The 21677-nt window shown below is 63.6% G+C and carries 25 protein-coding genes; 16 read left to right on the plus strand and 9 right to left on the minus strand.

The genetic code is table 11. From position 1 onward, the window contains the following. Positions 1-3: 3 nt before the first annotated feature. The 5 genes from O7A05_RS14050 to hslV form a co-directional block, all read right to left on the minus strand. Positions 4-1038 carry a DUF1402 family protein gene (locus tag O7A05_RS14050; protein ID WP_415927009.1) on the minus strand — a complete coding sequence of 345 codons (1035 nt, stop codon included), beginning with the start codon at positions 1036-1038 and terminating at the stop codon, positions 4-6. Positions 1039-1135: 97 nt separating this feature from the next. Continuing rightward, the gene (gene hslU, locus O7A05_RS14055; RefSeq protein ID WP_224514928.1) at positions 1136-2446 is read right to left on the minus strand and encodes an ATP-dependent protease ATPase subunit HslU; all 1311 of its coding nucleotides are present in this window, start codon (positions 2444-2446) and stop codon (positions 1136-1138) included. 5 nt (positions 2447-2451) lie between these two features. Then, positions 2452-3051 (minus strand): DUF2585 domain-containing protein, encoded by a 600-nt coding sequence (locus O7A05_RS14060; protein ID WP_337093683.1) that lies wholly within the window; start codon positions 3049-3051, stop codon positions 2452-2454. Then, positions 3052-3579, minus strand: a complete 528-nt coding sequence (locus O7A05_RS14065; RefSeq protein ID WP_337093684.1) for a GNAT family N-acetyltransferase — start codon at positions 3577-3579, stop codon at positions 3052-3054. Positions 3580-3645: 66 nt separating this feature from the next. Continuing rightward, positions 3646-4197 carry an ATP-dependent protease subunit HslV gene (gene hslV / locus O7A05_RS14070; protein ID WP_040986886.1) on the minus strand — a complete coding sequence of 184 codons (552 nt, stop codon included), beginning with the start codon at positions 4195-4197 and terminating at the stop codon, positions 3646-3648. Positions 4198-4412: 215 nt separating this feature from the next. On the opposite strand from hslV, the gene hisB reads away from it, so the two are divergent. The 10 genes from hisB (at position 4413) to O7A05_RS14120 (ending at position 11467) form a co-directional block, all read left to right on the plus strand. Beyond that, positions 4413-5009 carry an imidazoleglycerol-phosphate dehydratase HisB gene (hisB, locus tag O7A05_RS14075; protein ID WP_337093685.1) on the plus strand — a complete coding sequence of 199 codons (597 nt, stop codon included), beginning with the start codon at positions 4413-4415 and terminating at the stop codon, positions 5007-5009. 4 nt (positions 5010-5013) lie between these two features. Beyond that, positions 5014-5487 (plus strand): DUF2628 domain-containing protein, encoded by a 474-nt coding sequence (locus O7A05_RS14080; protein WP_337093686.1) that lies wholly within the window; start codon positions 5014-5016, stop codon positions 5485-5487. 1 nt (position 5488) lies between these two features. Continuing rightward, positions 5489-6139, plus strand: coding sequence for an imidazole glycerol phosphate synthase subunit HisH (gene hisH / locus O7A05_RS14085; protein ID WP_337093687.1), 651 nt, complete (start codon positions 5489-5491; stop codon positions 6137-6139). A gap of 2 nt (positions 6140-6141) precedes the next feature. Continuing rightward, positions 6142-6432 (plus strand): DUF1330 domain-containing protein, encoded by a 291-nt coding sequence (locus O7A05_RS14090; protein ID WP_337093688.1) that lies wholly within the window; start codon positions 6142-6144, stop codon positions 6430-6432. Between the two features lie 3 nt (positions 6433-6435). Next, positions 6436-7182 (plus strand): 1-(5-phosphoribosyl)-5-[(5-phosphoribosylamino)methylideneamino]imidazole-4-carboxamide isomerase, encoded by a 747-nt coding sequence (hisA, locus tag O7A05_RS14095; RefSeq protein ID WP_337093689.1) that lies wholly within the window; start codon positions 6436-6438, stop codon positions 7180-7182. Beyond that, positions 7179-8018: an arginase family protein gene (locus O7A05_RS14100; RefSeq protein ID WP_337093690.1), complete on the plus strand. Its 840-nt coding sequence runs from the start codon at positions 7179-7181 to the stop codon at positions 8016-8018. The genes hisA and O7A05_RS14100 overlap by 4 nt, the downstream gene beginning before the upstream one ends. Further along, positions 8015-8809 (plus strand): imidazole glycerol phosphate synthase subunit HisF, encoded by a 795-nt coding sequence (gene hisF, locus O7A05_RS14105; protein WP_337093691.1) that lies wholly within the window; start codon positions 8015-8017, stop codon positions 8807-8809. Before O7A05_RS14100 ends, hisF begins: the two co-directional genes overlap by 4 nt. Positions 8810-8818: 9 nt before the next feature. Next, positions 8819-9142 carry a phosphoribosyl-ATP diphosphatase gene (locus O7A05_RS14110; protein WP_337093692.1) on the plus strand — a complete coding sequence of 108 codons (324 nt, stop codon included), beginning with the start codon at positions 8819-8821 and terminating at the stop codon, positions 9140-9142. An 81-nt stretch (positions 9143-9223) separates the two neighbouring features. Further along, positions 9224-10183: a type I pantothenate kinase gene (gene coaA / locus O7A05_RS14115; RefSeq protein WP_337093693.1), complete on the plus strand. Its 960-nt coding sequence runs from the start codon at positions 9224-9226 to the stop codon at positions 10181-10183. 78 nt (positions 10184-10261) lie between these two features. Beyond that, positions 10262-11467: a glycosyltransferase family 87 protein gene (locus O7A05_RS14120; RefSeq protein ID WP_337093694.1), complete on the plus strand. Its 1206-nt coding sequence runs from the start codon at positions 10262-10264 to the stop codon at positions 11465-11467. A 20-nt stretch (positions 11468-11487) separates the two neighbouring features. Here the strand turns inward: O7A05_RS14120 and O7A05_RS14125 are convergent, their stop codons facing one another. The 4 genes from O7A05_RS14125 to O7A05_RS14140 form a co-directional block, all read right to left on the minus strand. Then, positions 11488-12663: a glycosyltransferase family 87 protein gene (locus O7A05_RS14125; RefSeq protein WP_415927010.1), complete on the minus strand. Its 1176-nt coding sequence runs from the start codon at positions 12661-12663 to the stop codon at positions 11488-11490. Between the two features lie 110 nt (positions 12664-12773). After that, a complete protein-coding gene (locus tag O7A05_RS14130; protein WP_337093696.1) occupies positions 12774-13391 on the minus strand; it encodes an alpha-ketoglutarate-dependent dioxygenase AlkB family protein in 618 nt (205 codons plus the stop codon). Between the two features lie 186 nt (positions 13392-13577). Beyond that, a complete protein-coding gene (arfB, locus tag O7A05_RS14135; protein WP_337093697.1) occupies positions 13578-14015 on the minus strand; it encodes an alternative ribosome rescue aminoacyl-tRNA hydrolase ArfB in 438 nt (145 codons plus the stop codon). A gap of 69 nt (positions 14016-14084) precedes the next feature. Next, complete coding sequence (locus O7A05_RS14140) at positions 14085-15695, minus strand: phosphoenolpyruvate carboxykinase (protein WP_337093698.1); 1611 nt, start codon at positions 15693-15695, stop codon at positions 14085-14087. 341 nt (positions 15696-16036) lie between these two features. Between O7A05_RS14140 and O7A05_RS14145 the strand changes: the two genes are divergently transcribed. The 6 genes from O7A05_RS14145 to ahcY all read left to right on the plus strand — a co-directional run bounded on the left by O7A05_RS14145 (position 16037) and on the right by ahcY (position 21560). After that, a complete protein-coding gene (locus O7A05_RS14145; protein ID WP_126063331.1) occupies positions 16037-16738 on the plus strand; it encodes a response regulator transcription factor in 702 nt (233 codons plus the stop codon). A 133-nt stretch (positions 16739-16871) separates the two neighbouring features. Continuing rightward, complete coding sequence (locus O7A05_RS14150) at positions 16872-18656, plus strand: sensor histidine kinase (protein WP_318012260.1); 1785 nt, start codon at positions 16872-16874, stop codon at positions 18654-18656. Between the two features lie 14 nt (positions 18657-18670). Further along, positions 18671-19132, plus strand: coding sequence for an HPr kinase/phosphorylase (locus O7A05_RS14155; RefSeq protein WP_337093699.1), 462 nt, complete (start codon positions 18671-18673; stop codon positions 19130-19132). Between the two features lie 164 nt (positions 19133-19296). Next, positions 19297-19698 (plus strand): PTS sugar transporter subunit IIA, encoded by a 402-nt coding sequence (locus O7A05_RS14160; RefSeq protein WP_027166957.1) that lies wholly within the window; start codon positions 19297-19299, stop codon positions 19696-19698. After that, entirely contained in the window at positions 19695-19991 is a 297-nt protein-coding gene (locus tag O7A05_RS14165; RefSeq protein WP_337093700.1) for an HPr family phosphocarrier protein, read from the plus strand. The genes O7A05_RS14160 and O7A05_RS14165 overlap by 4 nt, the downstream gene beginning before the upstream one ends. A 168-nt stretch (positions 19992-20159) precedes the next feature. Further along, positions 20160-21560: an adenosylhomocysteinase gene (gene ahcY, locus O7A05_RS14170; RefSeq protein ID WP_337093701.1), complete on the plus strand. Its 1401-nt coding sequence runs from the start codon at positions 20160-20162 to the stop codon at positions 21558-21560. The last annotated feature ends 117 nt before the right edge of the window (positions 21561-21677 follow it).

The raw sequence follows: 21677 nt of genomic DNA on the forward strand, positions 1-21677 counted from the left end.
CGCCTAAAACAGCGCCTTCAGCTCGTCCAGCTTATCGTTGACCAGCCAGCCGTAATAGTTCTCCTCGGGCAGCTTTTCCGGCTCGCCGGCGGCGCGGCGCTTTTCGTTCTCGGCCTTCAGCGCATAGGCGCGCTGTTCGGGGTTGCCGACATTGTAGAGTGTGGCGGTCAGGCCCGGATTCTTCGAGATGTCGACGCCGGCGATGCTGCGGTAGGCGTCGATCGACTTCTTGATGGTCGCGGCGACGTAAGGCAGCGTCAGGTCGGGATCCATGATGGTCTTGTAAACGGTGTTGGGGTCATCGACATCAAGCCTCGGCAGGCCGGAGACCTTGTGCACCAAATCGCTCATCTGCAGCGCGGTCAGTGGGTTCAACTGGCCGAGACCGAAGGTCTGGCCGGCATAATAAGGCTGGAAGAAGGTGGCGCCGAAGCGGTCGTTGGGGAAATCCTCGCCGCCGACGGTCTTGCCGCGGAAGGAATGGTTCCAGACCTGCTCGCGGCATTCCCAGAGATCATAACTATCGTCCACGCCGGCGCATTTCTTGAATTCCGGCCGCTGGATGAAATCCGAGATGTCCTCGCCGTGATAGGCGAAGGAAAGCTTGCTCGACAGGTATGAGATCGCCTTGACGTAATAGGTCTGCAGGCGGTCGTAGGCATCGACATTGTAGGTATGCTCGCCGACGATGGCGCCGACGATGTGCATCGGGTCGATGCCGTAGGCAGCCGCCACCTTCCTGATCTTGCCGCGCAATTCGGCATCGTTCTGCAAGAGCGCGTAGACCTTGCGGTACTTGGCCTGGAAGGTGGTGTTGGTGGCCTGGGTGCGCCGGCTGGAGGCGCCGGGGATGTCCGGCTGCACGCTGTTGCGGTTGCCTGGAGGCACGATGGTGGCGGCGTCGGCGGTTGCCACCGCCGCCGCCAAGGCCATGCCGAGAAAAAGCAGGATAAGTTTCTTCATACGCCGCCGCTTTCGAATGCGCGGCAAACTAGGTAAAGCGCATGGCAGAGTCGAGAGAAGGCTTCGAGCGGCCACCAAAAATCGTGGCCAGATGCTTCCATTTGGCCACACTTTGGATTGGGGAAGGGCGTTTCAGGCCGGCTTGAAGGCCAGCCCGAAACCCCGATAGAGCTTAAAGGATGAACCGCGACAGGTCGGTGTTGCGCGACAGGTCGCCGACATGCTTCTCGACATAGGCGGCGTCGATGGTGACCGCCGTGCCGTGGCGGTCGGGTGCATCGTAGGAAATCTCGTCCAGCACGCGCTCCATCACCGTCTGCAGGCGCCGCGCGCCGATATTCTCGACGCTGGCGTTGAGATCGACGGCGATGCCGGCGAGCGAATCGATGGCGTCGTCGGTGAAGGTCAGCTCGACGCCTTCGGTCTTCATCAGCGCGATGTACTGCTTGATGAGGCTCGCTTCGGTCTCGGTGAGGATGCGGATGAAATCCGCCTTCTCCAGCGCGCGCAGCTCGACACGGATCGGCAGGCGGCCCTGCAGCTCGGGCAGCAGGTCCGACGGCTTGGAGACGTGGAAGGCGCCCGACGCGATGAACAATATATGGTCGGTTTTGATCGGCCCGTATTTCGTCGCGACCGTGGTGCCTTCGACCAGCGGCAGCAGGTCGCGCTGCACGCCTTCACGCGACGGGCCGCCCGAAATGTCGCTCCTGGCGGCGATCTTGTCGATCTCGTCGAGGAAGACGATGCCGTCATTCTCGGCCGATTCCAGCGCCCTGCGCACCACCTCGTCCTGGTCGAGCAGCTTGTCGGACTCGTCGTTGACCAGCAGCGCATAGGAATCGCGCACCGTGGTCTTGCGGGTCTTGGTCCTGCGGCCACCCATCGCCTTCGACAGCATGTCGTTGATGTTGAGCACGCCGACATTGGCGCCCGGCATGCCGGGAATCTCGAAGCCGGGCATGCCGCCATTGCCGGTGTCGGCCACCTCGATCTCGATCTCCTTGTCGTCGAGCTCGCCGTCGCGCAGCTTCTTGCGGAAGGAGTCGCGGGTCGCCGGGCTCGCCGTCTTGCCGACCAGCGCTTCCAGCACGCGTTCCTCGGCGTTGATTTGGGCGCGTGCGGCGACATCCTCGCGCATCTTCTCGCGCGTCAGGCCGATGGCGACCTCGACGAGGTCGCGCACGATCTGCTCGACGTCGCGGCCGACATAGCCGACCTCGGTGAATTTGGTGGCCTCGACCTTGACGAAGGGGGCGCCGGCGAGCCGCGCCAGGCGGCGCGAGATCTCGGTCTTGCCGACGCCGGTCGGGCCAATCATCAGGATGTTCTTCGGCATCACCTCTTCGCGCATCTGGCCTTCCAGCTGCTGACGGCGCCAGCGGTTGCGCAAGGCGATTGCAACGGCGCGCTTGGCGTCCTTCTGGCCGATGATGAAGCGATCGAGTTCCGAAACGATTTCGCGGGGAGAAAAGGTGCTCATGTTACTCAAATTCCACTTTGCCACTGCCTGATAAACTCGAACGGATGCAGCAGCATGATCACGTTGAGCGTCAGATTGTCCCGGATGATGTAACCCGTGCCGAGCTCGAAGATGAGCGCCAGGGCCACGATCACCCATATAGGTAGCTTTCGCGCCATCACAAATCCCAGCGCCATGAACAGCGTGTCGGACACCGAGTTGATGATCGAGTCGCCGTAATAGTTGAGCGAGATGGTTCCGGCGCGGTAGCGCTCGATGATGAAGGGGCTGTTTTCCAGGATCTCCCAGCCGCCTTCGACGAGGACGGCGAAAGCCAGCCTCAGCCCGACCGGCGAGCGCGGGAACAGCGCCCAGGACAGCGCATAGAACAGGAAGCCGTGGATGATGTGCGAAAGTGTGTACCAGTCGGCGATGTGCTGGGAATTCTCCGAGCTGTTGACCACGCCGTGCCAGAGTCTCACATAGCCGCAGGTGCAGATCGGCGGATGGCCCATGCCGTACAAGGCGCCTGCCTGGAAGAGGATCAAAGCGAGCACGAGCAGCATGCCCATGCGCCAGCTGTCCTCATAGGCCGAAAGCGTCTTGTCCTCTCCGGATGCGGTCATTCAGTCAGTCCCCAGATTTTCGTCGTCCTCGGCCGTATCGACGGCCATCAGCACGACGTCCCCATATTGCGAATGCCTGCGGCCGATCGGCCTGAAGCCGGCCTTCTCATAGGCGCGGATGGCACGGCCATTGTCGGGATGCGGATCGATGATGACGCGTGGCGCGCCTTCCTCGAACAGCTCCTCGACGAACTGGCGCACGATGGCCGAGCCATGACCGATGCCGACCAGTTCCGGTGGGCCGATCGTGAGATCGATACCCAGCGTGCCGAAGGGCTGGTCGGCATAAGGATGATGGTCCTCCATATGCGGATCATAGCTCTGCAGATAGGCGATCGGCCTGCCGTCGAGCTCGACGATCAGCGGCTCCACCGAGACCGAATCGATATGCTCGCGGATCTCGGCGATTTCCTTTTCCGGATCGTCCCACCATTGGGCGACATGCGGCTCGCGCAGCCAACCGGCGATCATCGGCAGGTCTTTTTCCGTAACCGGCCGAAAATCATATGTATCTACTGGCTCGACCAAGGGCTTGTCGGAAAACCGGCGGCCAGCTTTCGCTTTCGCGATCCTTCGGTTCAGGATCATGGTCGTTCAGGCGGCATCGAGCGTTTCGACGACAAAATTGTTGTTGGTGTAGACGCAGATGTCGGACGCGATCTGCATGGCCTTGCGGGCGATCTCCTCGGCATCCTTGTCGGTGTCGATCAGCGCGCGGGCCGCGGCCAGCGCGTAATTGCCGCCGGAGCCGATGGCCATGACGCCATGTTCGGGCTCCAGAACGTCCCCATTGCCGGTCAGCGCCAGCGAGACAGACTTGTCGGCGACCAGCATCATGGCTTCCAGCCGGCGCAGATAGCGGTCGGTGCGCCAGTCCTTGGCGAGCTCGACGCAGGCGCGCGTCAGCTGGTCCGGATATTGTTCGAGCTTGGCTTCGAGCCGCTCGAGCAGGGTGAAGGCGTCCGCAGTGGCGCCGGCAAAACCGGCAATGACGCTGCCGCCCTTGCCGATGCGGCGTACCTTGCGGGCGTTGCCCTTCATGATCGTCTGGCCGAGGCTGACCTGGCCGTCGCCGGCGATCACGACCTTGTTGCCCTTGCGCACGCTGATGATGGTTGTGGCGTGCATGGTGAGTTCATTCGACATTTGAGCTCCGATGCGCGCTATCCCTTGAAAAGGCGATTGGCGCGGTACGAGTGGGTTTGATCGGCCATATGTATGCACAAGGCCAACGATTGCAAACCACCCCAGACCGAGCCGATAGCGGCCGGAATGGCAACTGGCAATCGCCGGATCATGCTGGTAGAAGGCTTTCGTTTTCAAGCCCCGGCGCCTCCGAGCAGGGCAACAAGGACAAAGCGATGACGCGTTCGGCCGAAGTCAGCCGCAAGACCAAGGAAACCGAGATTTCGGTCTCCGTCGATGTCGACGGCAAGGGAAAATCCGACATTTCGACCGGCGTCGGCTTCTTCGACCATATGCTCGACCAGCTGTCGCGGCATTCGCTGATCGACATGACGGTCAAGGCCAAGGGCGACCTGCATATCGACGACCACCACACGGTCGAGGACACCGGCATCGCGATCGGCCAGGCGCTGAGCAAGGCGCTGGGCGAGCGGCGCGGCATCATGCGCTATGCCTCGATCGACCTTGCCATGGACGAGACGCTGACCAGGGCGGCGATCGACGTCTCCGGCCGGCCGTTCCTGGTCTGGAAGGTCGGCTTCTCGTCGCCGAAGATCGGCACGTTCGACACCGAGCTGGTGCGGGAGTTCTTCCAGGCGCTGGCGCAGAACGCCGGCATCACGCTGCATGTGACCAACCACTATGGCGCCAACAACCATCACATCGCCGAAACCTGCTTCAAGGCGGTGGCGCGCAGCTTGCGCGCGGCACTCGAGCCTGATCCGCGCCAGCCGGATGCAGTGCCGTCCACCAAGGGATCCCTGAAAGGTTAGCCCTATGGCGATCTATGTCGTGATGGCGCCGCCGGCCGGCAACAAAGCCCAGGACGTAAGGTTCGTGCGTGACAGCTTCACCTGGCCGGGTTTCCTGGTCGCGCCGCTCTGGCTCGCCTGGCACTGGATGTGGATCGAGGCGGCCCTGACCTTCATCGTCATGGCGATCCTGTCGGTGGCCGGCAAGAGGCTCGGGCTCGAAGGGGCTGGATCGCTGCTGTCGCTGCTGGTCTCGCTCTATGTCGGCTTCGAAGGCCAGGGCCTGCGCATCGCCTCGCTGCGGCGGCGTGGCTGGCGCGAATGGGGCGTGGTCGAGGCCGGCAATCTCACGGATGCCGAGACGCGCCATGCGCTGGAAACCGGCGAGGTAAGCGACGAGCAGCCAGCCCTGCCGCGCATCGTCCCGGATGCATCGCAGGCACGTCCGCCGCAGACAGGCATGGCGCTCGGCCTGACCCATACACCTGGAAGGCCCTGACATGCGGGTGGCCATCATCGATTACGGCTCGGGCAATCTGCGCTCGGCCACTAAGGCCTTCGAGCGCGCCGCGCATGAGGCGGGCCTTGCCGCGACGATCGAGCTGACGGCCGACGCCGAACGCGTGCGTTCCGCCGACCGCATCGTGCTGCCGGGCGTCGGCGCTTATGCCGATTGCGCCGCCGGACTGCATGCGGTGTCAGGCATGTGGGAGGCAGTGGAGGAGGCGGCAATCGCCAAGGGCCGGCCTTTCCTCGGTATCTGCGTCGGCATGCAACTGATGTCGCAACGCGGGTTGGAGAAGACCGTCACCAATGGCCTCGGCTGGATCGCCGGCGAGGTCAAGGAGGTCCAGCCCTCCGATCCGGCGCTGAAGATCCCGCAGATCGGCTGGAACACGATTGAACTCCAACGCAAGCACCCGCTTTTTTCCGGGATCGAGACCGGTCCGAAAGGGCTGCACGCCTATTTCGTCCATTCCTACCATCTGGATGCGCGGAAGGCGGACGAGGTGCTGGCGACGACCGACTATGGCGGCGCTGTGACGGCGGCAGTAGCGCGCGACAACCTTGCCGGCACGCAGTTCCATCCCGAGAAGAGCCAGGCGCTCGGCCTGGCGCTGATCACCAATTTCCTGAAGTGGAGGCCCTGAAATTGAGCAAGAAGGGCTATTGGATGGCGATGATCGATGTCCGCGATCCGGATGTCTACAAGCAGTATATCGAAGCGAATGCGGTCGCCTTCGCGAAATACGGCGCGAAGTTCGCGGTCCGCGCGGGCCGCTACGAGAGTCCGGAAGGAGCGACCGGCAACCGTCACGTGCTGGTGGAGTTCGAGTCCTACGACAAGGCGATCGAATGCTATCATTCGCCTGAGTATCAGCACGCCTCGAAGTTCCGGCTCGCCGCTTCGACCGGCCATTTCGTCATCGTCGAGGGCGCCTGACCCATGATCCTGTTTCCGGCAATAGACCTCAAGGACGGCCAATGCGTGCGCCTGAAGCACGGCGACATGGCCACCGCCACCATCTACAACGACGACCCCGCCGCGCAGGCCAAGGCCTTCGAGGACCAGGGTTTTGAGTGGCTGCATGTCGTCGATCTCAACGGCGCCTTCAAGGGCCAGAGCGTCAATAGCGCGGCGGTCGGCGCCATCCTGAAGGCGACGAAGAACCCGGTGCAGCTCGGCGGCGGCATCCGCACCCTGCCGCAGATAGAGGACTGGCTGGATCGCGGCCTCGCCCGCGTCATCCTCGGCACCGTCGCGGTGCGCGAGCCGGAGCTGGTCAGGCAAGCCTGCAAGGCTTTTCCCGGCAAGGTCGCCGTCGGCATCGACGCCAAGGGCGGCAAGGTGGCGGTCGAAGGCTGGGCCGAGGCCTCCGAGCTCGGCGTGATCGAGCTTGCCAAGCAATTCGAGGGCGCGGGTGTCGCCGCCATCATCTATACCGACATCGACCGCGACGGCGTGCTTTCCGGCATCAACTGGGACTCGACGATCAGCCTCGCCGACGCGGTGTCCATTCCGGTGATCGCATCCGGCGGCCTCGCTTCGATCGCCGATATCGTGCGCATGACCATGCCCGATGCGCAAAAGCTCGAAGGCGCGATCTCCGGCCGTGCCCTATATGACGGACGCATCGACCCGGCCGAGGCGCTGGCGATCCTGCGTGGCGAGCGGGCGGAGGCAAGAGCGTGAACATTTCGATCATCCTGGCCTCCTATGACAGCGGCCATTTCCACGGCGGCTGCGGCCAGGGCCCGGACGCGCTGATCTCGGGCGGGCTGGCCGAGGCGCTGAAGCTCGCCGGCCACGATGTCGAGGTGAGCGACATCGGCAAGGTGGTCGAGGACGAAGAAGAGCGCGAGATCGGCACCGGATTTGCGGTCTGCAACGCGGTTTCGGGCGAAGTCCGCATGGCGCTGGACAGGAAGCGGTTTCCAATCGTGCTGGCCGGCAACTGCCTGACCGCCGCCGGCGCAGCGGCAGGTGCCGGCGCCGACGCCATCATCTGGGCCGACCAGCATGGCGACCTCAACACGCCGGAAACCACCACAACGGGCTTTCTCGACGGCATGGCGCTGGCGACCGTGCTGGGTCTCTGCTGGCGATCGATGGCGGCGCAGATCCCGGGGTTCAAGCCGGTCGATCCGGCGCGTTGCGTTCTGGTCAATGCGCGCGACCTCGACAGCGCGGAAAAGGAACTGCTGGAGAAGCTGCCGATCATCCGGACCGAATGCCCGGACTGGAAGAGCGCGGCGCAAAGACTGAGGGCCGACGGTGCACGCCAGGTCCACATGCATGTCGATCTCGACGTGCACGACCCCGAGAAGCTGCAGGCCAATCGCTACACCACGCCCGGCGGTCCGGCGCCGGAGCAGATACGTACCGCCATGTGCGGCCTCGCCGGGCCGCTCGCCATCGCCGGGCTCACCATCTCCGCCTACGATCCGGCCTTCGATCCCAGGGGCGACGTGCCGCCGTTGGTCGGCGCGCTGGTGGTCGACCTGCTCTCGACGCTGGAGGGCAAGTGATGCTCAAGGCCCGCGTCATCCCCTGCCTCGATGTCAAGAACGGCCGCGTGGTCAAAGGCGTCAATTTCGTTGATCTCGTCGATGCCGGCGACCCGGTCGAAGCCGCCAAGGCCTATGACGCTGCCGGCGCCGACGAGCTCTGCTTCCTCGACATCACCGCATCGTCCGACAACCGCGAGACGATCTTCGACGTGGTGGCCAGGACGGCCGAGCAGTGCTTCATGCCGCTCACCGTGGGCGGCGGCGTGCGCCAGGTGGCCGATATCCGCAAGCTGCTCCTGGCCGGCGCCGACAAGGTATCGATCAACACTGCGGCGGTGAAGAACCCGGATTTCGTCGCGGAAGCGGCCGACAAGTTCGGCAACCAGTGCATCGTCGTGGCGATCGACGCCAAAAAGATGTCGGCGGCAGGCGAGGCCGACCGCTGGGAGATTTTCACCCACGGCGGACGCGAGAAGACGGGCATCGACGCCATCGACTTGGCAAGGCGCATGGTCGAGCGCGGCGCCGGCGAGATCCTTTTGACCTCGATGGACCGCGACGGCACCAAGGCGGGCTACGACATTGCGCTCACCCGCGCGATTGCCGACGCCGTGCGCGTGCCGGTGATCGCTTCGGGCGGCGTCGGAACGCTCGATCACCTGGTCGAAGGCATCCGCGACGGCCATGCGGGTGCGGTGCTTGCCGCCTCGATCTTCCATTTCGGCACCTACACAATTGCCGAGGCCAAGGCGCATATGGCCAGGGCCGGCCTGCCGATGCGGCTGGACTCGGCCGTCCAGCCGGCTTAAACGACTGTTATGGCAGACTTTTCGCTCGCCGATCTGGAAACGATCATCCACCAGCGCGCCCATTCCGGCGACGCGGAATCGTGGACGGCGAAGCTGTTCGCCAAGGGCATCGACAAGGCGGCGCAGAAGCTCGGCGAGGAAGCGGTCGAGACCGTGATCGCCGCCATCCGCGGCGACAGGCAGGCGCTCGTTTCGGAAAGTGCCGATCTTCTGTATCATTGGCTGGTCGTTCTCGGCATTGCGGGCGTCCCGCTCGACGACGTGCTGAAGGAGCTCGAGGGCCGCACCAGCCGCTCGGGCATCGCCGAAAAGGCAGCCCGATCAACGGATTGAAAGAAACGGGATAGAGCATGATGTCGCCCGAAAACCGCTTCACACTTTTCGGCATCATGCTCTAGGAGGGCAGGAAACCCGATGGACCAGCTGGCTGCGACCGAGAAGTACTCCCCGTTTCGATTCTTCTCCGCCGAGCAATGGTCGCAGTTCCGCGCCGACACGCCGCTGACTCTCAGCGGGGACGAGATCGACCGGCTGCGCTCGCTCAACGACCCGGTCGACCTCGAAGAGGTCAAGCGCATCTACCTCTCGCTTTCCCGGCTGCTTTCGGCGCATGTCGAGGCGAGCCAGCTGCTGTTCAGGCAGCGCCAGGCCTTCTTCAAGGCGCAGGACGTCACCAAGACACCCTTCATCATCGGCATTGCGGGCTCGGTCGCGGTCGGCAAGTCGACCACAGCGCGCGTGCTGAAGGAGCTCCTGGCGCGCTGGCCGTCGAGCCCGAAGGTCGACCTCATCACCACCGACGGCTTCCTCTTGCCGAACGAGATCCTGCGCCGTGAAAACCTCATGGAGCGCAAGGGCTTCCCGGAGAGCTACGATGTCGGCGCGCTGCTCAGGTTCCTGTCCGGCATCAAGTCGGCGCAAGGCAGCGTCCGGGCGCCGGTCTATTCACACCTGACCTATGACGTCATTCCGGGCGAGTTCGTCACCATCGACCGGCCAGACATCCTGATCTTCGAAGGCATCAACGTCTTGCAGCCGGGCAAGCTGCCGAAGGACGGCAAGATCGTGCCGTTCCTGTCCGACTTCTTCGATTTCGCCATCTATATCGATGCCGACGAGAAGCTGATCCATCAATGGTACATCCAGCGTTTCATGCGGCTGCGCGAAACCGCCTTCCGCAATCCGGATTCCTTCTTCCACCGCTATTCTCAGCTTTCGCAGGATGCCGCGCGCGCCATCGCGGAGGGGCTCTGGGCCAACATCAACCTGAAGAACCTGCGCGAGAATATCCTGCCGACCAGGGCGCGGGCCGACCTTATCCTGCGCAAGGGCACTAACCACCTGGTCGAGGAAGTGGCGTTAAGGAAACTTTGAGCGGCGCGTGAGGCAGCCGGTTTTTGGGTTTTTTAAGAGATTCCTGCAAAAAGCCCATCGGACAACGGGCAAGGTTTCATGCAACGGCTGCTGGCATTGCCAAAGCCATATTTGTTTGTTTTCGGGGCCGCATTTGTTGCGGCAGTGGCGCTGGGCTGGCCAATTGGGGTCGCGATCGTTGCGCCAGGGCTGGACCCGAACCTTGCCGACAAGGATTTCGCCAACTACTGGCTGGCGTCCCGATTGCTGCTTTCCGGCAAGGTGCAGGACTTGTTCGCTCCTTGGAGCGTCTATTTCGGCCACCTTCGAGAGACCTTTGGCAGCGGATATCCGTGGCACAATTGGAGCTATCCGCCACATTTCCTCTTCCTGATCTGGCCGCTCGGATTGTTCGGCTACGAGACCGCGCTCCTGCTCTTTCTGACGACGACAGGCGTCGCCTTCCTAATCGCCTACCGTGCGTTCATCGGCGAACGCAGTCTGGTTGCGTGGGTCGCTGCAATGCCCTTCATGGCTCTCAACTTCTGGGCGGCCCAGAACGGTTATCTCTGTGCGGCCCTGGCGCTCGGCGCGCTGGCGCTGCGCGAAAAGCGGCCCATCGTTGCCGGCATCTTGCTCGGGCTGCTGACGATCAAGCCGCAGCTCGGCCTGCTGTTTCCGTTCCTCCTGGTGGCCGAGCGACGCTGGAGCGTCATCGCCTGCGGCATCATGACCGCGCTGCTGCTGGTGATGGCCTCGACCGCTGTCTTCGGGCTCGAATCGTGGCGCGGCTACATCCAGAATGTCGTGCCGTACCAGAATGCGGTCATGGGGCAGCTCCGGGGGCTGTTCCTGGCGATGATGCCCTCTGTCTATGGCGCGCTTCGCAACTGGGACTTCGGTCCGGCCCTGGCGCTGATGCTGCATCTCACGGTGGCCCTGCCCGCCGCGCTGGTGGTGATCATGGCGTTCTTCCGAGTCAAAGACGCGCGCCACCGCGACATACTCCTGCTGGTCGGCACATTCATCATCACACCCTATGCCCTGACCTATGATCTCGGCTTGCTTGCCGGCGCGCTGGGGCTGATGGTGTCGAGAAATCCGTCGTCGCCTGAGAGCGGGGCACGGCTCAGCATCATCACCTTTGCGATGCTGCTTCCCCTCGCGATGATCCATTTTGGATTGCTGAAAATTCCACTCGCCACAGCCGTCCTGTTCGCGCTCTTTTTTGTGGCATTGCGCGACGCCGGTCTTACGCTTGACCTCCTGCGGCGTGGAAGCATCAAAATGGACGCGGTGTCGTAGATCTGCTGGTGCCTGAGCAGCTAAGCCAGGGACGGCTCCCCGGAGAGTTCAGCCTTCCGGCCTCTCGTCCATATCGAAATCAGCATCCAGGCGCCGAGCGAGAGCGGCACCAGAACACCTACGAAAAACCCGGCATTGTTCAGGATATGCGCGAAAAGGGGATAGAGCCAACATAGCGCGAGAAGAAGCCGGGGCGGTCTGGACGCCATTGTGAACAGCATGGCGACCGCGACCGCGACACCGATCATGTCGTAGGTGTAGCCGTAGGGCGTGGCAAGGATTGCAAGGACAGCGGTAAGCGCCACGCGTTCCCGATGCGGGACCCGGCGCCCCGGCCACCAGAGCCAGACCGTCGCGGCGATGGAAGCGATCGTCGCGATCGCCTGCACACCATAGGCCGCGGCCAGCCCAAAGCCGCTTACCCTCGCGGTGAAGAACACCGTGACCGCGTTATAGTGGTAGGGCTGCGGATAAGGTGCCTCCATGATCGCCGTCATCAAGGGACGGGTTTCGGTCAGGAACAGGCGCCAGACATCGAAGCCGAAGAACAGGCCGGTGGCGACAGCGATCACGACCGTAGTCGCGACGGCGGCGAACATAGCACGCCAGTTGCCGCTGGCGGCCAGACAGAAGGGCACCAGAATGCCGAGATGCGGCTTGATCGTCAGCAGGCCGAACAGGATACCGGCCAGCAGCGGACGCCTGGGCGCTACGGCGAGGCCTCCGATCAACAGCGCGGTGGTCAACGCGCCGTTCTGGCCGAACACCGAGTTCCAGATGACGGCGGGACTCAAGACGATCGCCAGTTCCACCGCAATCCCGAGCTTCAGCGGTCGGATTGCCCGCCGCAGACACAGAACGGTTCCAACCGTCCAGATCAGATAGGCAGGCAGGATCGGCAGGGTTGCAAGCGGAACGCCGAGCAAGAGAATGCTCGGCGGGTAGCTCCATTCCTGATTTGGAAGATCGGGCGAGAACATGGCGCGCAGCGCGGCGCGGTAGGCATCCACGTCGAAAAGGACGGCAACGTGGCCTTCCATGGCCATGCGGGAGCCGGCCCAGAGATTGGTGAAATCCCAGTAGGGAAGCTTGTGCGAGAGCAGCGACAAGCCGTCGGGACGGTAGGCCCACAATGTGCGCAGGTAAAACTCGGCCATCCAGAAGCCGATCACCGTCACGATAGTCACGGCGGCCATGTCCAAGAGGCGTCGGATCCTGATTCGGGTCGGTTCCATGGCAATCCCGGCTGTCCGATCTTTTCTTACGCTTTTGTGCTTAAGATCGCGTTGCCCGGCGCCAGGCGTGCTCAGCCAGGCACCGTCACCCGCCGCAACGTCAGATTGATGCGGCCGCCATTCTTCAGCAGCGCCGATGTCGCGGGATAGACGCGGTCGACGCCGTGGAAGGCGAGGCGCCCTTCGCCGCCAAGCACGACGACGTCGCCGCTCTTCAGCCTGAACGACTTGGTGCCGCCCTCGCGCTTGTCCTGGCCGACCCGGAAGAGGCAGTCATCGCCCAGCGAGACCGACACCACCGGCGCGTTGAAATCCTGCTCGTCGCGGTCCTGATGCAGGCCCATTTTGGCATCCGCCGCATAGAAGTTGACCAGGCAGGCCTCGGGCGGATGCGGATAGGCCGAAACCTCGCGCCACACTTTCAGCAAGGCTTCCGGGATCGGCGGCCACGGCTCGCCCGTCACCGGATGCGCGGGCTGGTAGCGATAGCCGCGCTCCTTGTCGGTGACCCAGCCAAGCGCGCCGCAATTGGTCATGCGCACGCTCATCTCCTTGCCGGTGCGCGGCATAGCCGGCACGTAGAGCGGTGCGGCCTGCACGACGCGCCTGATCTCCTCGACCAGCGCTTCCTGGGCCGGGCGCGCGAGGAAGCCCGGCATATGGCGGACGCCTTTGGGCAGAACGAGCATGGTCGATCCGTTTTATCCCCAGAGTCGGATGATTTCAGGTCGAACCGACCTGAAATCATCCGACTCTAAATCAAAGAGATAGAGCACGATGTCGTCCGAAAACCGCTTCACGCTTTTCCGCATCATGCTCTAAGCCATGGCATCCTTCAAAAAAGACGGCGACCCGAAAACTGCGGCTTGGCCGGATCAGTCGCTTTCCACCCGACCGCGCAGCTTTTTCACCGTCGACCGGCCTGCCTTGCTCTTGAGGCGGCGCTCCACGGCGCCTTTGGACGGCCTGGTCTTCTTGCGCGGCGGCGGTGGCGGCTCGGCCGCCTTGGCGATCAAGGCCGTCAGCCGCGACCGCGCGTCGGCGCGGTTCTGCTCCTGGGTGCGGAAGCGGCCGGCCTCGATGACGATGACGCCGTCCTTGGTGGCGCGCTGACCGGCTAGCTTGAGGGCGCGCTCGCGGACGCGCTCCGACAGGCCGGATGCGTTCGCCGCGTCGAAGCGCAGCTGCACGGCGGTCGCCACCTTGTTGACGTTCTGGCCGCCCGGGCCGGAGGAACGGATGAAGTCCTCATGCAGGTCGCCAGGACGGATGACCGCTTCGCCGCTGATGATGATGTCGTCGTCGCTCGCCATGCACGCAGTCATGGCGCGGCGGCGGCAAAAAGAAAAGGCCCGGCGCAAGCCAGGCCCTGGAGGTGACTGCTATTCAGCCGCTTCCTGCAGGCGCGGCGCGGCGCCGAGGATGGTGGCGTCGACGTGACGTTCGAACTTCTCGAAATTGGTCGCGAACATGTTGACCAGCTTCGCAGCCTGGCGGTCATAGGCAGCCTTGTCGGCCCAGGTCGAGCGCGGGTCGAGAATGGCGCCGTCGACACGCGGAACCGCCACCGGCACCTCGAAGCCGAAATTGGCGTCGGTGCGGAACTCGGCCGACTTCAACGAACCGTCGAGCGCGGCGCCCAGCAAGGCGCGCGTCACCTTGATCGGCATGCGGCGGCCAGTGCCATAGGCGCCCCCGGTCCAGCCGGTGTTGACCAGCCAGCAATCGACGCCATGGCTGGCGATGAGCTCGCGCAGCAGGTTGCCGTATTCGGACGGATGGCGCGGCATGAACGGGGCGCCGAAACAGGTCGAAAAGGTCGCCTCCGGCTCGGTGACGCCCTTTTCCGTGCCGGCAACCTTGGCGGTATAGCCCGACAGGAAGTGGTACATCGCCTGCGCCGGCGTCAGCCTGGCGATCGGCGGCATGACACCGAAGGCGTCGGCGGTCAGCATGATGATGTTCTTCGGGTGACCGGCGCGGCCGGTCTTAGAGGCGTTGGGGATGAAATCCAGCGGATAGGCGCAGCGCGTGTTTTCGGTGAGGCTGCCGTCATTGAAGTCCGGAACGCGACCGGCGTCGAGCACGACGTTCTCCAGCACCGTGCCGAAGCGCTGCGTGGTGGCGAAGATTTCCGGCTCCGCCTCGGCCGAGAGCCTGATCGTCTTAGCGTAGCAGCCGCCCTCGAAATTGAAGATGCCGTGCGGACCCCAGCCATGCTCGTCGTCGCCGATCAGCGTGCGCGACGGATCCGCGGAGAGCGTGGTCTTGCCGGTGCCGGACAGGCCGAAGAACACCGCCGCGTCGCCGTCCGGCCCCTCATTGGCCGAGCAGTGCATCGGCATCACGCCCTTTGCCGGCAGCAGATAGTTCAGCATGGTGAAAACCGATTTCTTCATCTCGCCGGCATAGGAGGTGCCGCCGATCAGAACGATCTGGCGGGTGAGATCGACCGCGATCACCGTTTCGGTGCGGGTGCCGTGACGCGCCGGATCAGCGCGGAAGGAGGGCAGGTCGATGATCGTCATCTGCGGCACGAAACGCTCGAGCTCCGCGGCTTCCGGACGGATCAGGAGATTGCGGATGAACAGCGAATGCCAGGCGAATTCGGTGACGACCCGGGTCGGCAGCTTCAGATCGGCGTCGGCGCCGCCGACGAGGTCCTGCACGTAGAGGTCCTTGCCGGCTGCATGGGCTTTGAAATCGGCAAGCAGCGTCTCGAACTCACCCGGCGATATCGCCTTGTTGTTGTCCCACCAGACATGCGGACCGGTGCCGTCATCGCGCACGACGAATTTGTCCTTCGGCGAACGGCCGGTGTGCTGTCCGGTCTCGGCGACCAGCGCGCCCCGCGCGGTCAGCCGTGCCTCGCCGCGCCGGATCGCTTCCTCATAGAGTTCGGCCGCGCCGAAATTGTAGCGCACCATGCCCGTGGTCTTCAGGCCGATCGCGTCGATGGCGCAGTCGGGGTTGCGTTTGCCGGCTTCCGACATCAAATTTCCTCTCTGGATTTGGCCGCATGTGACGGGAGATTTCCCGGAGCCCCGCACAGGGCTGCCAAGTTCAGAACCAGAAAAGCCGAATGATATCAAATCATTAATCGATTTAAAAAATTTGAAAGTTGTTTAAATCGTTTATATGTGCAAAAAACCATAGAGGTTGCCCAAAGGATTGGCAGGCTCGGTTTGTCCAATCCCACTATGGGTGCGATCGTGTGTAACGGCAGGCCGCCCGTGACTTCGGACACGGCCCGTGCCACATTTTGTACCCAATTTGTCCTGCAAAAGCCCCTTCTCGACGACAGAAGGGACAGCTCATGAGGGAGCCGCTTGAAATGGCAACAATCGCGCTTGTCGACGACGACCGCAACATTCTGACCTCGGTGTCGATCGCGCTCGAGTCCGAGGGCTATCGGGTCGAAACCTACACCGATGGCGCGTCGGCGCTGGAAGGCCTGGCGGCGCGGCCGCCTAATCTTGCCATCCTCGATATCAAGATGCCGCGCATGGACGGCATGGAACTGTTGCGCCGCATGCGCCAGAAGTCGGACCTGCCGGTGATCTTTCTGACGTCGAAGGACGATGAGATCGACGAATTGTTCGGTCTCAAGATGGGTGCCGACGACTTCATCCGCAAACCGTTCTCGCAGCGCCTCCTTGTCGAGCGCGTGCGCGCGGTGCTGCGCCGCACCAGCGCCCGTGAGGCGGCGGCCAAGGCGCCCACCCAGCAGGCCCGCTCCCTCGAACGCGGCCAGTTGGTGATGGACCAGGAGCGGCACACCTGCACCTGGAAGGGCGAGCCGGTGACGCTGACGGTAACCGAGTTTCTCATCCTGCATTCGCTGGCGCAGCGCCCCGGCGTGGTAAAAAGCCGTGATGCGCTGATGGATTCGGCCTATGATGAACAGGTCTATGTCGACGACCGCACCATCGACAGCCACATCAAGCGGCTGCGCAAGAAGTTCAAGGCCGTCGACGACGACTTCGAGATGATCGAAACACTTTACGGAGTCGGATACCGGTTCCGCGAGGCATAGGCAGTAGTGAGTAGGCAGCAGGGACTAGTCGGCAGTCAGTTTTGAATGGTGCTAGCGGCCGCTCAGCCACCATTTTCTCTATTCCCCTGCTGCCCCACCGCCTACTCACCAATTAAGCAGGGCCTGCTATTCGATGGCAGTGGAAGTAGAGCGAGGCAGACGGGCGGGGGCGGCAAGGCGCCCGCCGCGGATCGTGCCCGCCTTCGTATCGAAATTCACGGTGCCGATGCGCCGGTTTCTCGGCCATCACATCTTCTCCAGCCTGACGCGGCGCATCCTGTTCCTCAACATGGCCGGCCTCGCCGTGCTGGTCACCGGCATCCTCTATCTCAACACCTTTCGCGACGGGCTGATCGACGCGCGCGTCGAAAGCTTGATGACGCAGGGCGAGATCATCGCCGGCGCGATCGCGGCTTCGGCGACCGTCGAGACCGACTCGATCAGCATCGACCCGGAAAAGTTGCTGGAGCTGCAGGCCGGCGAGAGCCTTGGGCCGGGTTCCGACCAGCTCGACAATCTCGATTTCCCGATCAATCCGGAACGCGTCGCGCCGGTGCTCAGGCGCTTGATCTCGCCGACGCGCACACGCGCCCGCATCTATGACCGCGACGCCAATCTGCTGCTCGATTCGCGGCATCTCTATTCGCGCGGCCAGATCCTGCGCTACGACCTGCCGCCGGTCGAGGACGAGCAGCCGGACCTCCTGGAACGGGTCGAGAAGTTCATCTTCGATTTCTTCCGCAACAAGGACCTGCCGGTCTATCATGAGCAGCCCGGCGGCAATGGCGCGGCCTTCCCGGAAGTGGTCAAGGCGCTGACCGGCAGCCCCTCGACCATCGTGCGGGTGAGCGAGCAGGGCGAGCAGATCGTCTCCGTCGCGGTGCCGATCCAGCGCTTCCGCGCCGTGCTCGGCGTCTTGATGCTGTCAACCGAAGGCGGCGACATCGACAAGATCGTCGCGGCCGAGCGCAAGGCGATCCTGCGCGTGTTCGGGGTGGCGGCTCTCGTCACCGCGATCCTGTCGTTGCTTCTGGCATCCACCATCGCCAATCCGCTGCGCCGGCTTTCCGCCGCCGCCGTCAGGGTGCGGCGCGGCGTCAAGAGCCGCGAGGAAATCCCCGATTTTTCCGACCGCCAGGACGAGATCGGCAATTTGTCCATCGCGGTGCGCGACATGACGAATGCACTGTATGCAAGAATCGAGGCGATCGAAAGCTTCGCGGCCGACGTGTCGCATGAGCTGAAGAACCCGCTGACCTCGCTGCGCAGCGCGGTCGAGACGCTGCCTTTGGCGAAAAATGATACGTCTCGCGCGCGTCTGATGGAGATCATCCAGCACGACGTGAAGCGGCTCGACCGGCTGATCACCGACATCTCCGACGCATCGCGGCTCGACGCCGAGCTCGCGCGGGATGATGCGGCGACGGTCGACCTGAAGAAGTTCATCACCGACCTCATCGCGGTCTCGCGCGAGACGACGCGCAACAAGAAGGCGGTCGAGATCGAGCTCAAGGTGGCCAAGCTGCCGGCCGGCGCTCGAGGCTATTTCGTCGTCGGCCACGACCTCAGGATCGGCCAGGTCATCACCAACCTGATCGAGAACGCGCGCTCCTTCGTGCCCGACGAGCATGGACACATCGCGATATCATTGGCTCGCGCGGGCAAGTTCAACATCATCACCGTCGACGACAACGGCCCGGGGATCCGGGCCGAGACGATCGACCGCATCTTCGAGCGCTTCTACACCGACCGGCCGGCGGGCGAGGCGTTCGGCCAGAACTCCGGCCTCGGGCTGTCGATCAGCCGTCAGATCGTCGAGGCGCATGGCGGCACGCTGACGGCAGAGAACATCCCCGGCACCAAGCCCGGCGAGATCAAGGGCGCACGTTTCGTGGTGACGCTGCCCGCGGAAGGCTGATCGCCGAACCGAACATGCCGGACACCGCCACAAAACCCCGCAACATCCATGGGACGGCCCTCCTGATCGGCGAGCGCGGCGTGCTGATCACCGGGCCATCCGGAGCCGGCAAGACGACGCTGGCGTTGGCGCTTATCGATCATTGCCGCACCCGCGGCGTGTTTTCCCGGCTGGTCGGCGACGACCAGTTGTTTGCGACCGCGCATGGCGGCCGGCTGGTGTGCCGCGCGCCGTCCACCATCGCCGGACTCTGCGAGGTGCACGGCATCGGGCCGCGGCCGCTGGCCTTCGAGCCGGCCGCCGTAATCGATCTGGTGGTTCGGCTTGTCGAACCGGCCGACATGGCGCGTCTGCAGGACGAAGCCGCAGAGACGATCCACGGGTGCCGGCTGCCGCGCATCGATGTCGCCCGGCAAAATGTCACCGCCGCGCTGCCCATGCTGATGGCGCGGCTGTCGATCCGGCCTTTTTCGTGATCCGCCCGGGGTTTTTTGTTGCGATGCGTCAAAATGGCCCGGACCGCCGCAATTTTGGGCTTGTCAACCGGCCGTGCGTCGACAAGATAGCGCTCCCGCCGCCTGGAATGGCTGGCGAACATAAGATACGCCTGTGAAGCGGCGATGACGGGAGCCACCAGAGAATGATCGGACTCGTGCTCGTGACGCACGGTCAACTCGCCACCGAGTTCCGGCATGCCGTAGAGCATGTCGTCGGGCCGCAAGACAATTTCGAAACCGTGGCGATCGGCGCCGACGACGACATGGAGCAGCGCCGGGCCGACATCGTCGACGCGGTGGCGCGCGTCGACACCGGCGCCGGCGTCATCGTGCTCACCGACATGTTCGGCGGCACACCCTCCAACCTAGCCATCTCGGTGATGGAATCCGGCCGCACCGAGGTCATCGCCGGCATGAACCTGCCAATGCTGATCAAGCTCTCCTCGATCCGCAAGGGCGACAACATGGCCGCCGCGCTCGACGAAGCGCAGGCGGCGGGCCGCAAATACATCAACGTCGCCAGCCAGCTCCTGAGCAGCAAATGAATGCATCGGCGCCGCAGACGGACGAGGTTGTGCGGGAGTTCCCGATCATCAATCAGCGCGGCCTGCATGCGCGCGCTTCGGCCAAGTTCGTCCAGGTCGCCAGCGGCTTCGACGCCACCATCCATGTCGAGAAGGACGGCGTGAAGGTCGGCGGCACGTCGATCATGGGCCTGATGATGCTGGCGGCGAGCCCGGGCTATTCGATCCGCGTCATCGCCAGCGGCCCTGACGCCGTGCCGGCCATGGACGCGCTGGAGCAGCTGGTCGCTTCGCGTTTCGGCGAGGAAATCTGATCGCGCAACGCTCATATGTTACGCTCTCAGGACATGCGCGCATAAAGATTTCTTTATGTCCCATTGTCGTATGGCGGCCAATCTGCTAGTCAGGCCGGCAACCGCGCCCTTCCACGCGCCTCCCGGCGCCGGCGCGCCTTTGGGAAAAAATCACACCGGAGCACTGCCATGACGGGTAGCAAGGACTATGTGGTCGCCGACATCTCGCTTGCCGGCTGGGGCCGCAAGGAGATCGAGATCGCCGAAACCGAAATGCCGGGCCTGATGGCCTGCCGCGAGGAGTTCGGCGCCAAGCAGCCGCTCAAGGGCGCGCGCATCACCGGCTCGCTGCACATGACCATCCAGACGGCGGTTCTGATCGAGACGCTGAAGGCGCTGGGCGCCGACATCCGCTGGGCCTCCTGCAACATCTTCTCGACGCAGGATCACGCGGCCGCGGCGATCGCCGAGGCCGGCGTCCCGGTCTTCGCCGTCAAGGGCGAGTCGCTCGAGGATTACTGGGACTACACCGACCGCATCTTCCAGTGGACCGACGGCGGCACCTCCAACATGATCCTGGACGATGGCGGCGACGCCACCATGTACATCCTGCTCGGCGCGCGCGCCGAGACCGGCGAGGACGTGCTATCCAATCCCGGCAGCGAGGAGGAAGAAATCCTGTTCGCCCAGATCAAGAAGCGCCTGAAGGCCTCGCCCGGCTTCTTCACCAAGCAGCGTGAAGCGATCCGCGGCGTCACCGAGGAAACCACCACCGGCGTCAACCGCCTCTACCAGTTGCAGAAGAAGGGCCTGCTGCCCTTCCCGGCAATCAACGTCAACGATTCCGTCACCAAGTCGAAATTCGACAACAAATATGGCTGCAAGGAATCGCTGGTCGACGGCATCCGCCGCGGCACCGATACGATGATGGCCGGCAAGGTCGCAGTGGTCTGCGGCTATGGCGACGTCGGCAAGGGCTCGTCGGCCTCGTTGCGCGGCGCCGGCGCCCGCGTCAAGGTCACCGAGGTCGACCCGATCTGCGCGCTGCAGGCGGCCATGGACGGCTATGAGGTGGTGACGCTGGAGGATGCGGCCCCCACCGCCGACATCGTCATCACCACCACCGGCAACAAGGACGTCGTCACGCTCGACCACATGCGGGCGATGAAAGACATGGTGATCGTCGGCAATATCGGCCACTTCGACAACGAGATCCAGGTCGCGGCGCTGCGCAATTTGAAATGGACCAACGTCAAGCCGCAGGTCGACCTGATCACCTTCCCGGACGGCAAGCGGATGATCCTTCTGTCCGAAGGACGCCTGCTCAACCTCGGCAACGCCACCGGACATCCGAGCTTCGTCATGTCGGCTTCGTTCACCAACCAGGTGCTGGCGCAGATCGAGCTCTTCACCAAGCACGGCCAGTATCAGAACCAGGTCTATGTGCTGCCCAAGCACCTCGACGAGAAGGTGGCGCGGCTGCATCTCGACAAGCTCGGCGCCAAGCTGACGGAGCTCTCCGGCGAACAGGCCGCCTATATCGGCGTGACGCCGCAGGGCCCGTACAAGCCAGAACACTACCGCTATTAACCAAAGCGAAATTATCTACCAGATATTGAAGCCGGGTGGTTGACTTTCCGCCCGGCTTTATTTTTTGCGCCAATGATTCTTCACGCCGATTCCGGCAGGCGTTATTGTTGTGATTCG

Origin of the sequence: Mesorhizobium argentiipisi (SeqCode), assembly GCF_037179585.1 — a bacterium.
GTDB classification, from domain to species: Bacteria; Pseudomonadota; Alphaproteobacteria; order Rhizobiales; family Rhizobiaceae; genus Mesorhizobium; species Mesorhizobium argentiipisi.